Origin of the sequence: Alkalihalobacillus trypoxylicola, from assembly GCF_001590785.1 — a bacterium.
GTDB lineage: Bacteria > Bacillota > Bacilli > Bacillales > Bacillaceae_D > Alkalihalobacillus > Alkalihalobacillus trypoxylicola.
This window is the reverse complement of record NZ_LTAO01000003.1, coordinates 21,389-35,390: the sequence shown is the minus strand read 5'-3', so window position 1 is coordinate 35,390 and position 14,002 is coordinate 21,389. Positions and strand designations below refer to the sequence as shown.

The 14,002-nt window shown below is 34.6% G+C and carries 14 protein-coding genes; 8 read left to right on the top strand and 6 right to left on the bottom strand.

The window, feature by feature from the left end; translation table 11 throughout:
- Positions 1-103 precede the first annotated feature (103 nt).
- From AZF04_RS03735 to AZF04_RS03720, 4 genes are all read right to left on the bottom strand, one after another.
- A complete protein-coding gene (locus AZF04_RS03735; protein WP_061947621.1) occupies positions 104-718 on the bottom strand; it encodes a trimeric intracellular cation channel family protein in 615 nt (204 codons plus the stop codon).
- Between the two features lie 262 nt (positions 719-980).
- Complete coding sequence (locus tag AZF04_RS03730; RefSeq protein WP_061947620.1) at positions 981-1,625, bottom strand: hypothetical protein; 645 nt, start codon at positions 1,623-1,625, stop codon at positions 981-983.
- 28 nt (positions 1,626-1,653) lie between these two features.
- The gene (locus AZF04_RS03725; RefSeq protein WP_235599917.1) at positions 1,654-2,262 is read right to left on the bottom strand and encodes a response regulator transcription factor; all 609 of its coding nucleotides are present in this window, start codon (positions 2,260-2,262) and stop codon (positions 1,654-1,656) included.
- Positions 2,252-3,370 carry a sensor histidine kinase gene (locus AZF04_RS03720; RefSeq protein WP_061947619.1) on the bottom strand — a complete coding sequence of 373 codons (1,119 nt, stop codon included), beginning with the start codon at positions 3,368-3,370 and terminating at the stop codon, positions 2,252-2,254. Before AZF04_RS03720 ends, AZF04_RS03725 begins: the two co-directional genes overlap by 11 nt.
- A 308-nt stretch (positions 3,371-3,678) precedes the next feature.
- Here AZF04_RS03720 and AZF04_RS03715 point away from each other — a divergent pair, with 308 nt between their 5' ends.
- Positions 3,679-3,879 (top strand): cold-shock protein, encoded by a 201-nt coding sequence (locus AZF04_RS03715; RefSeq protein WP_045477981.1) that lies wholly within the window; start codon positions 3,679-3,681, stop codon positions 3,877-3,879.
- 173 nt (positions 3,880-4,052) lie between these two features.
- Here the strand turns inward: AZF04_RS03715 and AZF04_RS21095 are convergent, their stop codons facing one another.
- Complete coding sequence (locus AZF04_RS21095; RefSeq protein WP_156479542.1) at positions 4,053-4,190, bottom strand: hypothetical protein; 138 nt, start codon at positions 4,188-4,190, stop codon at positions 4,053-4,055.
- A gap of 449 nt (positions 4,191-4,639) precedes the next feature.
- Here AZF04_RS21095 and AZF04_RS03710 point away from each other — a divergent pair, with 449 nt between their 5' ends.
- From AZF04_RS03710 to truA, 4 genes are all read left to right on the top strand, one after another.
- Positions 4,640-5,737 (top strand): Gfo/Idh/MocA family protein, encoded by a 1,098-nt coding sequence (locus AZF04_RS03710; protein ID WP_061947618.1) that lies wholly within the window; start codon positions 4,640-4,642, stop codon positions 5,735-5,737.
- Positions 5,738-6,006: 269 nt separating this feature from the next.
- On the top strand, positions 6,007-7,161 hold the full coding sequence (locus tag AZF04_RS03705; protein WP_061947617.1) for a Gfo/Idh/MocA family protein: 1,155 nt from the start codon (positions 6,007-6,009) through the stop codon (positions 7,159-7,161).
- A gap of 149 nt (positions 7,162-7,310) precedes the next feature.
- Positions 7,311-8,276: a TRM11 family SAM-dependent methyltransferase gene (locus tag AZF04_RS03700; RefSeq protein ID WP_235599916.1), complete on the top strand. Its 966-nt coding sequence runs from the start codon at positions 7,311-7,313 to the stop codon at positions 8,274-8,276.
- Complete coding sequence (gene truA, locus AZF04_RS03695) at positions 8,258-8,983, top strand: tRNA pseudouridine(38-40) synthase TruA (RefSeq protein ID WP_061947615.1); 726 nt, start codon at positions 8,258-8,260, stop codon at positions 8,981-8,983. The genes AZF04_RS03700 and truA overlap by 19 nt, the downstream gene beginning before the upstream one ends.
- Positions 8,984-9,057: 74 nt before the next feature.
- On the opposite strand, the gene AZF04_RS03690 is transcribed toward truA, so the two are convergent.
- Positions 9,058-9,966: an AraC family transcriptional regulator gene (locus AZF04_RS03690; RefSeq protein WP_061947614.1), complete on the bottom strand. Its 909-nt coding sequence runs from the start codon at positions 9,964-9,966 to the stop codon at positions 9,058-9,060.
- Positions 9,967-10,352: 386 nt separating this feature from the next.
- On the opposite strand from AZF04_RS03690, the gene AZF04_RS03685 reads away from it, so the two are divergent.
- The 3 genes from AZF04_RS03685 to AZF04_RS03675 all read left to right on the top strand — a co-directional run bounded on the left by AZF04_RS03685 (position 10,353) and on the right by AZF04_RS03675 (position 13,915).
- On the top strand, positions 10,353-11,966 hold the full coding sequence (locus AZF04_RS03685) for an extracellular solute-binding protein (protein WP_061947613.1): 1,614 nt from the start codon (positions 10,353-10,355) through the stop codon (positions 11,964-11,966).
- Positions 11,967-12,142: 176 nt separating this feature from the next.
- The gene (locus AZF04_RS03680; protein ID WP_412459195.1) at positions 12,143-13,000 is read left to right on the top strand and encodes an ABC transporter permease; all 858 of its coding nucleotides are present in this window, start codon (positions 12,143-12,145) and stop codon (positions 12,998-13,000) included.
- Positions 13,001-13,018: 18 nt separating this feature from the next.
- A complete protein-coding gene (locus AZF04_RS03675) occupies positions 13,019-13,915 on the top strand; it encodes a carbohydrate ABC transporter permease (RefSeq protein ID WP_045477960.1) in 897 nt (298 codons plus the stop codon).
- The last annotated feature ends 87 nt before the right edge of the window (positions 13,916-14,002 follow it).

Below are 14,002 nucleotides of genomic sequence, written 5' to 3'. Positions count from 1 at the left end.
TAATGAGAACGTAACAAGTTTTTGGTTTGATTATAACATTGAAAAGGGGAGAGAAAAATAAATGGAATTTGAATCATCTTCAAATTCCATTTGCATTATTTCTTTAAAGTTCTTTTTGAAAAAGCTGATTTTGATGCTTCGGCAGCGTCCAATTGTACCTTACTGATAAAATTCTTAAGGCTACGATCATAAAAAAGAGTAGATAGTACACATAAGGGTGTGTAATGAATCCTAATCCTATAAATAAACCTGCGAGCAAGGCCCATAATGCATAAATTTCCTCACGAAATATGGTAGGCTTACGCCCAGCAAGTACATCTCGAATGATTCCACCACCTGATCCGGTTAAAACAGCAGCTGTCGCCACTGCCCAAAAAGGTAATTCATTGTGATATGCAATCATTGCACCTTGGATAGCAAAGGCTGATAACCCCATTGCATCAAAAATAATGACCTTTTTTAAATATTCTATCCACATATCTTTTAAGAAAAAAACAATGAATATCGTGATTAAAGCAAGTGCGAAGAGAAGTCCTTGGTCCCACAATAAAGAAACGGGTGCTCCAATTAATAAATTCCTTACCGCTCCTCCACCAAAAGCTGTTACAAATCCTAAAACAAGGACACCGAGAATGTCATATTTTTCTTCTATAGCAACAATCGCTCCGCTAATAGCAAAAGCAATGGTTCCAATAATATTTAAAGTCTCCCAAACCATTATTTATACACCTTCATTTAAGCTATTTTAAACCATGACTAAATAGTATGTCGAAATCGACACACACGCGATTAAGATTGTATCATTAATACTTCAAGAAGGGAATGGATTTGTTTGATTAAAAGAGATAGTAGCTTGCACTTGAAGCATAGTGAGGGTGAAATAGAGTTTATACGTAATAAAGCTAATGACCGGTTGAGTACTGATCATTAGCTTGCTTGTGCTCAAGAAGATAAAGATTTTGATGAGAAGGCTGTGGCTCTTACTGTTTAGTGCTAGGAAACAATGTGTATGACCAAGAATAGAGGATATCAATGATGAAGATAACTCCCCATAATAAAGCTATTGAATAAATCGTTTCGTTTGGATAAGGGCTTTGTGTATAGGTTCCCGCTCCAATCCATGAAAGGTCCTTTAGATAGGAAATCGCCTCTCCCAAGCTTTCTGTTCCGAGGGATATAAAAAGTGTTTGAGCTATAACGAATAAAATCAGATGAATGCTTGAACTAATTCGATATTTGTGGGCTACATATTTTGGGTCTTTTTGCTTTTCAATCATCTGTAAGTCTTTTTCTGTCAGTAGATTGATTCCCCTCCAATTCCCAATTTTCTTTCTCATCCAACGATCAAGCTTTTTAAAGTCCTGAACCCCAAATGTGATTGCATAAAGAACAAATATAGAAATGACGATTTGAAGAGTGGATATTTCTCCCGTTTGACTGTATAAATACCAGGCAAAAACAGCTTCAATCGCCGTTATACTAATAAATAGAATAATAAATATATTGCTTAGTTGTCGCTTATCAAAATAATAGCGAACAAGTCCGAATATAAGTAAGCATATTAACGATAAAATTTCTAAAGTAATAAAAATTTCTATTTGATAAGGTAATAAAAAGTTTGACATTATATATTTCACCTCTAATTGGAAGGAGTTAAATCCATCCGCGTTCTTCTGCTATCCGCAGCGCATCGTGTCTAGTCGTTGTATCTAATTTCTGCATAGCAGTTGATAGGTAGTTGCGAACGGTGCCTAGAGAAAGATGGCAGTTTTTTGAGATATCTTTAGTACTTTCACCATTTTTCACTCTTCTCAGCATCTCTATTTCACGATTATTTAATGGATTTCTTTCTAATGAAAAAATCAAATCGCCTAACATAGAGGAAACAACCTTTTCTCCATTTAGAACCCTGCGGATGCTTTGAATGAGTTGTTCTATAGGCTCATCTTTTAGCAAATAACCATCTACCCCCAATTCAATCGCTTTTTCAATATAACCTGATCGAGAGAAGGTAGTTAGTAAAACTACTTTGTGTGAAGGTTTTCTTTCTTTTAATATCTTTGCTACTTCTAACCCGTTACGATGAGGCATTTCTATATCCAATAAATAAAGGTCAATAGATGGGTTATTGTGATAATCTAAAACCTGCTGACCTGTACCGACTGTTTCAACTACGTTCAAATCTTCTTCTAAATTTAATAAAGAGGTTAAAGCTTCGCGCAGTATGGTTTGGTCTTCAGCAATTAAAATATTAACCATCATTTGCAGTCTCTCCTAGCTTAAGCTGTAATTGTATCGTTGTGCCTTTAGTGCTGTTGCTTTCTATAAAGCTTTTTCCTTTTATTAGTTTCATTCTTTCTTTTATAGAATACAAACCTTCTCCTGAAGATGGCGTATGCACATCGAAGCCAATCCCATCATCTATTATTTTAATGACAAAGTATGCTCCTTCTATAGAAAAGATAATACTTAAATGAAAAGCTCTACTATGCTTATAGCTATTCATGATTGCTTCTCTTATACAAAGAGTAATCATAGTCTCTTCTAGCTCACTAAGTTTAGGAATTGCGCTGGAATGTTTGATTTTAAAAGTGATAGACGTATCTTTCAGTAAATCGGCTGAGTGCGTTAATTCATCCTCTATTTTAATATGCTTTAAAGCAGTTACTACCTCTCGGACTTGCTTTGATGCGTTTCGAGCAGTATCAAGAACTTCCTTCATTTCATTTTTAGCTTGCTGTGGATTCATATTTAAAAGTTTAATGGCTAATTCACTTTTAAATTTAATAACGGTTAATGTGTGTCCTAGTGTATCGTGTAAATCTCGGGCGATACGATTCCGTTCCTCTTCTTTGATATAATAGGATAATTTATTGTTGGCAATATCTAAATCATTTTCTAACGAATGAACGCGCCTAATAAAACGAACGCAAAAAGGAAAAAGAATTTGTAAAAGTAAAAAAGGTGAAAGGATAGTTGCTAGAAAATAAAATGGGTTTCCGGTTGTAACCGCAGATACAATAAAATAACTGGCACTGATTAAAAATACGTTTAAAATTAAATGAGGCCAGAGACGTACTTTGCCCGTTGCATCACTGAAGATAAATAAATAAATTAGAAAAATAGGATCAGTCCATATAGCTAAAAAAATCATAGTGGTTATTCCTATGAAGGTAGCTAATAAAAAGCGCCAATCTTTCCACCAAAGTATCAAATAATAGCATGCAAAGATAATAAAGAATAATAAGAATTTGGGAAGTAAAGATAGTTCATCATTTATTACAAATAAGTTATAAATAAAAAAGACAAAAAGAGAGATATCTACAAATAAATAAGATTTCATTTGATTCTTAGGATATAATGGCATCATACTGACAACTCCTTCTTCTTCATACTCATTATATCCGCCCTTTTATTGTAATGAAACGTCATGCTTCTTTCTATTCATATCTGTCACTTTTTTCATATGACAGGTGTCAACAGCCGATATAGTATGAAACTAAAGAACGAAAATATAAATATCATTTGCATTTCAAGAAAATGTCTGTTATTGTAATGTAGAGTTATTTTTGTTCGGTTAGAAAAGATAAGTGTTTGAGTTTTTCGCCTTAGATATCTAAATTGAGCAATAATAGTATCAAATATGTGGAAGATTATTCCACACAGGAGGTAACATCCATGCAAGAAGGTACAGTAAAATGGTTTAATGCAGAAAAAGGCTTCGGTTTTATTGAGGTTGAAGGTGGAGACGATGTATTTGTACATTTCTCAGCTATCCAAGGCGAAGGATTTAAATCATTAGACGAAGGTCAAAAAGTAACGTTTGATACTGAGCAAGGTCAACGTGGACTTCAAGCTACTAACGTAAATAAAGCCTAATGTAAAGGACTCATTAAGAGTCCTTTTTTTATAATTAATAGGCACTAATAAAGCAGCTACGGCATAAAGCCGTTGCTGCTTTTATTGTTTCTCATTAAAAGCCTACACGTGTGTTCATTTAATTGTTAAAGCCACCGACCTTTGCCGCCTGTTCTTTTTAATGTTTGATACTCTTATCGTCTTTTAAACATGTCTATCGCTTTAATAATAGTATTGACAGCATAAAATACAACGAAAATCGTGAGTATAATGTTAAAGTATCCAAAATGTTCGTGTAATGTATTAATAAGTGCATCCATCCTCATATTCATAAAAATACCCTCCATTTTGATGTATATATGAATTGATACCCGAAGTATTAAATAGTCAAAACATTAAAAATATATTTCCGTAATGATATCATACTATTCTGCCATTCATATCTGCTGATACCCATTTTGTGTAGTCGTAGAAGTATCTGTAAAGAAAGGTTCATTTAGAGAACCAATTTTTTCATTGCATGTTTTACTTCCAATTTCATGACAATGTCTTTTGCTCTCACTAGTGTTTTCTCAGCACTATTTCGATTGTATGATTTTGGGACTCTTGAAGCTAATCATTAAAGTTTACAGATAAACTTAAAAAAATATAGAATATACTTAGAAAACGAGAGATTACGTCTCTAGAACTGAAATAAAGACTGAATATTTTGTATAATGATGAGTGACTTTTAAAATGTAAGGGGTTACAATTTGGTTGATGTTAGGTTGGAGGGATAAAAATGAGCAAGAATGACGGTATGAATTATGCACCTGTTGGAAACCAAACGAAAGTAGTTGGCGCTGGTGAATTTACATTTGCAGTAATCGGTTTAGATCATGGCCATATTTATGGAATGTGTAATGGGTTATTAGAGGCTGGTGGAGAGCTTATTGCAGTATATGACCCTGATGAAGAGAAGGTGGAGAAATTTTTGCAAGCTTATTCTATGGTAAGTAAAGCACAATCAAAGGAAGATATCCTCACGAATCCTGCGATTAATTTGGTTGCGTCTGCAAATATACCTTCTGAAAGAGGAGAGCTAGGGTTAGAGGTATTAGAGAATGGAAAGCATTATTTCACCGATAAGCCCGCATTTACTACTCTGAGTCAGGTAAAGAAAGCAAGAGAAAAGGTAAGTGAGACTGGACTTAAATGGGGCATTTATTATAGTGAAAGACTGCATGTAGAAGGAGCGATATTAGCAGGTGAGCTTATTGAAAATGGTGAAATAGGAAGGGTTGTGCAAGTGATTGGAACAGGACCTCATCGGGCGAATGTAGGAGCTCGTCCACCGTGGTTTTTTAATCCTGAATATTATGGAGGAATACTATGCGACATAGGCAGTCATCAAATCGAACAATTTTTACACTTTTCTGGAGCAAAAGATGCGAAAGTCCTTCATAGTAAGGTAGCCAATTACTCACTGAAGGAATATCCGCAATTTCAGGATTATGGCGATGCCACTCTGTTAGCAGATAATGGAGCCACCTTTTATTTTAGAGTCGATTGGTTAACACCAGATGGTCTAGGTACATGGGGAGATGGGCGCGTCACTATATTAGGTACGGAGGGATATATCGAAGTAAGAAAGTATATTGACATTGCTCGAGATAAACAAGGGGACCAAGTGTATTTAGTTAATCAAGAAGGTGAAAAACATTTTTCCTGTAATGGAAAAGTAGGCTATCCTTTTTTTGGACAGTTTATATTAGATTGTATAAATGGAACAGAAACAGCCATGACGCAAGAGCATGCATTTAGAGCTGCTGAATTATGTATAGAAGCACAAAATCAAGCCATTCACGTTGAGACCGCGGATAACAAGATTCAAATATAAATAAATGAGTGAATTTCATCATTGCTCTATAAGTGAATAAAACCAAACATTCATTATAAAAATGTCCTCACTATTTATGAATCAGCTCGTTGATTGAAACGGTAGGTAGTGACTCCCAAAGGATGAGCGCCGTTTGAAGATCCACTCTGACGAAGCTCAGCGCAGTCAGAGTTAGCTGAAAACAAGCCCTTGGGAAAGCATCTACCTAAAGTGAAAATCAAACACCTAATAAAGTCTTTATAAAAGCTTGAAATTGAAGGAGTGAAAACATGATTAAAGTGGCTATAATTGGGGTTGGAGCTATATCTAAAGCGCATATAGATGCCTATTTATCTTTCCAAGAACGGTGTGAGATTGTGGCGTTGTGTGATATCTATCCTGAAAAAGCGCAAAGGGCAGCAGAAAAATTCACGAATCATTTATCCATTTATAGTGATTACAAGCAAATGATTAATGAAGAAGAAATCGATTTAGTTTCTGTTTGTACACCCCCCTATACTCATGCTGATATCACTATTGATGTTTTGGAAAGCGGAGTAAATGTATTAGTTGAGAAGCCGATGGCATCTTCTCTTGAAGAATGTGATGCGATGAATGAGGCTGCGAGAAGAAATAAAAAAGTGTTATCCGTTGTGGCACAAAATCGTTTCATGACTCCAATAAAAAAACTAAAGTCTGTACTAAATAGCGGATTAGCTGGTGAAATCGTGCATATTCAAATTGATTCCCATTGGTGGAGAGGATATAGCTATTATGATTTATGGTGGCGAGGTACTTGGGAAAAAGAAGGAGGAGGGTGTACACTAAATCACGCGGTTCACCATATTGATATGCTTCAGTGGATGGTTGGAATGCCCAAGGAAATAACCGCAGTAGCTACCAATACAGCACATGATAATGCTGAGGTTGAGGATTTGTCTATTGCTATATGCAAATATGAAAATAATTGCTTAGCCCAAATAACTAGCTCGGTTGTGCATCATGGAGAAGAGCAAACGTTAATTTTTCAAGGAAGAAATGCGCGTATTTCCGTACCATGGAAGGTTACAGCTTCTCAATCAATGGAAAATGGATTCCCCCTAAATGATCCAATAGTAGAATCAGAGCTTCAGAAGCTATATAATCAATACCCATCTCAGAAGCATGAAGGTCATTCTGGCCAGATAGAGGATATACTGTTAGCTCTTGAGGGCAAAAAAGAAGTCTTAGTAGATGGAATTCAGGGGAAAAGGACTTTAGAGTTAATTATGGCGATCTATCAAGCAGCTAGTTTAAAACAGACGGTAAAGCTACCTTTAACCAAAAATGATCCTTTTTATACTCGCGCAGGTGTGCTAGAAAATGCTACTTATTTCTATGAAAAGAAAAAACACATCTCTAATTTTAATAGTGAAGATATTACAATTGGAGGAAATTATAAATAAATGATAAACTGCCCCAATCATTGAGCGACTAAGTGATTGGCTGGGCAGTTTTTTTATTTAGATTAAAGAGGTTTTCGGCTATAATGGGTTAAGTTGAGAAGAAATTGAACAATTAAAAATGGATGTTAAGGGAACTAAGGGTGATGTAATTGTACAAGGGTTATGTATATATGTATTCTTGTCATGAGGATGAGGAAGAGCTAAAACGATTAGAAATGAGGGCATTGTTCGAAAAGGAAGAACCTAGCTCTCTATTAGAAAGTTCAATAAAAATAAATCCAAGTAGGAGCCCATTCATTCGGGGAAGACTAGATATTGTTTTTAAAGAAAAAAGTTTTGCTGATATGGAAAAAATCATTAAAGGCTATACAATGAACACTTCTTTTAAGATTAATATTTATAGAAGAGAAGAGCCTTCGTTTAAAATTCATTTTCAAGAACGTAGAAGAATAGAAAGAGCTCTCGGTGAAAGCATAAAGGGAGAAGTAGATTTACAAAATCCTGAGGTAAATTGGTTATTAATTAATGATGAAGATGCTTGGTATTTTGGTCCGTGGACGGAAAGTGAGCCTATGTGGCTATTACATAAAAAAAAGCCTAAAATGTATTCAACGGCTTTAAGCACTAGAGTAGCTCGTTCTATTGTAAATATAGCTCTTCCTCAAATAGAGAATAGGACCGCGATAGATCCATGCTGTGGAATTGGTACGGTATTGGTAGAAGCATTATCTATGGGAGTAAATATAATAGGCTCAGATCGAAATCCATTAGCTGTTATAGGGGCAAGGGAAAATATTGAACACTTTGGATATAGTACAGACGTTAATATTCAAGATTTGAATACGATTACCTCTAGCTTTGATGTAGCTATATTAGATATGCCTTATAATTTGTGTTCCGTTCTTCCTGAACAAGAAAAAATAAATTTACTCAGTAGAATAAAAAATGTCTCTGATAAGGCTGTCATCATCACGGTTGAACCAATAGAACGGCAACTAATTGACCTCGGTTTTGATATAGTAGATAGAGGAACGGTTAGAAAGAGTCAATTTAAAAGAGAAATATTCGTATGTAAAACCAACGGACGGAGGGCGTCATGCATAATTACAAATTAACGATACAATATGATGGGTCACGCTATAAAGGCTGGCAAAGACTTGGTAATGGTGAGAATACGATTCAAGCAAAAATCGAGCAAGTATTATCATTGATGGCAGGAGAAGAAATCGAAATCATTGGAAGCGGTAGGACTGATGCGGGTGTCCATGCTTTAGGGCAATTTGCCAATTTTAAAATGGGAAAAAATATGACTGAAAAAGAGATATTGACCTATACAAATCAGTATTTGCCTCATGATATTAGTATTATAAATGTAGAGCAAGTCTCAAATAGATATCATGCAAGGTATCATACGTCAGAAAAAACATATTTATATAAAATTTGGAATACTTCCTATCCAAATCCTTTTTTACGGAAGTATAGTTCGTTCATTCAAGAGCCTTTAAATGTGGATGCAATGAAAGAAGCAGCGGTTTATTTTATTGGTGAACACGACTTTACAGCCTTTTCAAATGCAAAATCAAAGAAGAAATCAAAAGTTAGAGAAATTTATTCTCTTGAAATGGTCATAGAAAAGGAATTAATTGAAATCTATATTACTGGTAATGGTTTTTTGTATAATATGGTTCGAAAAATAGTCGGAACGCTCATTGAAGTTGGACTAGGAAACATAGAGGCGAAAGATATTCCAGCGATTATTGAAGCGAAAGAAAGAAATCAAACGGGTAGAATGGCGGAAGCATCTGGATTATATCTCATGTAAATAAACAAATATAGAGTTGTTTCAATATAGCAATCAATCGTTTTACTTTCATAAAAGGAAGGTAAAACGATTTTTTAATTATTATTCATTAGTAATCTGAAATACGCAGCACGAAATTCACTAGGGGTTACTTTTTCATGCTTTTTAAATAACTTCATAAAGTATTTCTCATCATTTATTCCTACGGCATATGAAATTACCTTAATGCTTTCATTTGTACGGATTAGAAGTTCTTTTGCTTTCTCTATTTTTAGCTTATGAATATATTCTTGTAGATTCATACCTGTGCAGTTTTTAAAGATTCTCGATAAATAGTCACTATTATAATTAAAGTGTTCGGCTATTTGACTAACCGTTATAGGATACATTTGGTGAATATGAATCCATTCCATAATAGGCTCCATCTTCGTTTCAGCTCTAGACTTCATAACGGGCTTTATAAAATGCTGAATCGTCTGCTCAGAGATTTCAATTAATAAGGCTGTTGCCAAAAAATGAAGACTACGCTGATTAAATTGGTGACTTTTCGTTAAATCAAGGATTTGTTTCGTCAAAATATGAACTCGTTCAATTTGTAAAGGACGAGAATGTACAGGTAAATAAATGGTCGAATACTCTGCAAATGATAAACTGTTTTTCTTTGAGTTATTTTTTTGAATGATTTCCTTGTGAATGTCTCTTTTTGTTTTCATTGAAACAAGAGAGCGAAAGCAAAAATGTATCCAATAATACGAGGTACCGATATTGGAAAACTGATAGCCTTGATGAAGTTGATTGGGCAATAAGAAAAAGACTTCACCGGGCTTAATTTCGTATTTGCAATCATTTTGTTCTATATATACGACATCATTCAAATTAATAATCGCTACATAAATGTCCTCGTGTTTCCTTTTCATATGCTTCCATCTTTCGGTCGTCATTAGCTGCCCCGCGCTTATAAAGTCAATTGGGTTATAAACATCCGCTTTAATAAAATTCTTCATCTTTTTCTCTCCTTCAATTGAATGGTTTTTTTTTAGTAAGTTATGGACCAATCAATTTTTGCTGTTACAAAATTTTCGTGACTTCGACAAAGATACAGCTGCTTATGTTGAATTCAAGTCGGATTTATCTACTCAATCTCATAGTTACTCTACCGACAAAGAAATTCAGTAATGATAATATAATTCTATTCACAAATATATTGACTTTTCAAAAAAATGGAAGCGTATTCATTTATGGGTGGAATGATGATTAATTACGACACTCTTTGTTTTTTTCCTGCACTCTTTCGTAGTTTAGTTAAAGAGATTTATAAATGTCAGTCTCTTTGAATTTGTAAAGGGTACTATGTATCAAAACATACATGAGTTTAAAAGGGGGAAATATAATGAATGTGAAAATCAGTAAATCAGCTTCAATCGTAGTCTTTTTATTAATGATGCTAGTGTTGTTTGGCTGCAGCAATCAACCTAGTGTTACAGAGGATGGAAGACCTATCTTGAATGGAATTATGGTAAAGCATGCTTTGACAAAAGGTTTTGATGAAATGGAATGGTTACAAGAAGCAGAGGAAAGAGCCGGAGTTGAGATTAAATGGGAAGAGGTGTCAGCTGATTGGGACCAAAAAAAAGGTGCCATGCTAGCAGGGGGGGATATTCCTGATATTATAGTTGGAGCAAATGTTATAACAAATGCTGATTTTGCTCAGTTTCCGGGTTTATTTGACGATATGACAGAGCTAATAGAAGAACATGCACCTAATGTTCAAAAAATGTTCGATGATCGACCAGAAATGAGAATAATCGCTACTCAATTGGATGGTCAAATCCTAGGATTGCCAAAATATCAAAGATATTGGCCAGAGACTTCTACTAGACAATTTATTAACAAAACTTGGCTAGATGAATTAGGACTTGAGATACCAACTACATGGGATGAATTATTTGACGTATTAAAAGCCTTTAAAGAGGAAGATGCAAACGGTAATGGAAATACAAATGATGAAATTCCTTTTGACTTTTCTCCAGTAGGTACCGGTGGATTTGGATTTTTTCAGCCTTCCGTATTATTAGGTAGTACAGGAATGACTATTTCAGGAGGAGGGGGGCAAGGTTACTTTGTCGAGGATGGAGAAGTGAAGAACTTTTTTATTGATGAAAGATATAAAGAAGTCGTTTCATTTTTAAATGAGTTATGGAAAGAAGGATTAATCAATTCTGAAGCATTTACACAGGATTATACAAAATATCAATCAACTGCTCGTGGAAGTGGGAATGAGGCAAAGGTTGGTTATACATTTGGCTGGGAACTTTCAGATAGATTTGGTACTGAAGTGGCCGATCAATATGTTTCCATTCCACCTCTGAAAATGACGGAAAATTCTGATATAGATGTTTCCTGGACGTATGATTACAATCAATTAAATTATGGAGAAAATATGGTACAAATTGCCTCACAAAGTGAGCATAAAGAAGAATTAATGGCGTTTATTAATGAGTTATACGACCCTGTTGTTAGTATGCAAGTATTGTTTGGTTCCATCGGTCCGAATATTGAAGAGAATGGTGACGGAACTTATTCTGTCCTTCCTCCACAGGATGAATCAATGGACCCGGGAACTTGGAAATGGACTTCAACATGGGCGGATAATGGACCATTATATATCGACGATTCTTTGGAATTGGAATTAGGGGAAGATATGAAATCAGTAGGTGCACAAACAGAACCCTTATTACCTGCTTTTGAATCCGTTGATCCTTTAAGAGATGTTTATCCAGGGCTATTCATCAAATACTCACAGGAAGATAATAATACTCTTTCATTAAACAATACAGATATGATGAACTTAGCAATGTCTAACTTCTCCCTTTGGGTAACGGATGGTGGTATAGAACAAGGGTGGGATTCATTTGTGGAGCAACTGAAAAATATGGGATTAGATGAAAACTTAGAAATCATGCAGCGCTATTATGATGACTATATCACTCAATTAGATGAATAAGCTAAATTTAATAATGAGGGTGCTTGTTACTTGTTATCAAGCATCCTCCTTTGTAAAGGAGAACTGAAAGTATGGCGATCATCAATTCTAAGAAAAATACGAATATAGTAGATGTTTCGATTAGGAGAAAACCGACTATTCTTAATACATTTAGGCGAGATTATCAGCTTTGGATTATGATATTGCCAGCTATCATATGTGTCTTTATTTTTAACTATATCCCTATGTATGGTATTCAATTAGCATTTAGAGAATTTGACTTTACGGCAGGTATAACAGGCGGGGAATGGGTAGGACTTAAATATTTTGAGCAATTTGTACAAAGTCACATGTTTTGGGATTTAATGAGAAATACAATATTAATTAGTTTGGCAACAATTGTGGTCGGATTTCCTGCACCAATTATTTTAGCACTACTGATTAATCAAATACGTTTTAAACGAACAAAACGTGTACTACAAACAACGGTTTATTTACCTCACTTTATCTCAATTGTTGTCATTGTAGGGCTGTTACATGTGCTACTTTCTCCAGAGACTGGGATTATTGGTCATATTATGAGTGCAATTGGGTTAGGTCACATTAACCTCTTAGCTTCTACATCTACCTTTATTCCGGTTTATGTATTGTCGGATGTATGGCAGCATGTTGGTTGGAATAGCATCATTTATTTAGCTGCATTAGCTGGAGTTGATCCACAGTTGTATGATTCGGCAAAAATAGACGGTGCAAGCCGTTGGCAAATTATCCGAAATGTCGAAATTCCAGCTATTATTCCAACAATTATTATTCTTCTTATTTTAAATATGGGATCGATTATCAGCACGGGCTTTGAAAAGATTTTTCTCATGCAGAACACGTTGAATCTTCCAATCTCAGAAGTAATTGAAACCTACGTTTATAAAATAGGAATTATGTCTAATCAATTCAGCTATGCTGCAGCAATTGGATTATTCAATACGATGATTAATTTTACTTTGCTTGTGATGGTCAATTATCTTGCAAAGCGTACGTCAAGAATAAGTCTTTGGTAATGGGGGAGGTTGATAAAAATGGCATTGAAAAATATGAAGTTATCAGACCGACTTTTTGATATATTCGTTTATGGACTTTGTATTCTCATTTTTTTGATTATTGCTTATCCACTATATTTTGTTATTATCGCATCCGTTAGTGATTCGACACTTGTATCTACTGGGCAAGTATGGTTATTCCCTAAAGGGTTTAGTTTATTTGGATATGAAGAAATATTTAAAGATTCTCGAATTTGGACAGGATATCGAAATACGATGATTTATGCAACTGTCGGAACCTTTGTTAACTTATTGTTAACCTTACCAGCTGCCTATGTTTTATCTAGATATGAATTTCGGGCTCGCAGACCTTTAATGTTCTTTTTTATCTTTACGATGTTTTTTAGTGGAGGATTAATTCCAACCTATCTATTAATGAGAGATTTAAATTTAATTAATACGATGTGGGTCTTCATTTTTAATCCGGCAACCGTTAATGTGTTTAACTTGATTATTACACGAACATTCTTTGAACATAATTTACCAAGAGAAATGTATGAAGCCGCTTCTATCGATGGCTGTAATCATTTTAAATATTTTTTGAAAATTGTTCTTCCTTTATCAAAAGCGGTTATATCGGTAATTGGTCTCTATTATTTGGTGTTTCATTGGAATAATTTCTTTACTGGATTAATTTATGTTAGAGATTATGATATTCAACCTCTACAAATTGTCTTAAGAGATATATTAATCTCAAATCAAGTTTTTGCTGAAGGTGCAGGAACAGGAGGGGCATCAGGTGGGTATGCTCAAAGATACGCTGATCAAGTAAAGTATGGTGTTATTATCGTTTCTACCTTACCTGTACTAATTATTTATCCTTTCATTCAGAAGTACTTTGAAAAGGGAGTAATGATTGGGTCTGTAAAAGGATAAATATATATAATGTTAGTTGAAGATACTTCTTTCACAAACTAGTTTTGTGGAAGAAGGTTTTTATTTGCTATCACCTATATACTTTTA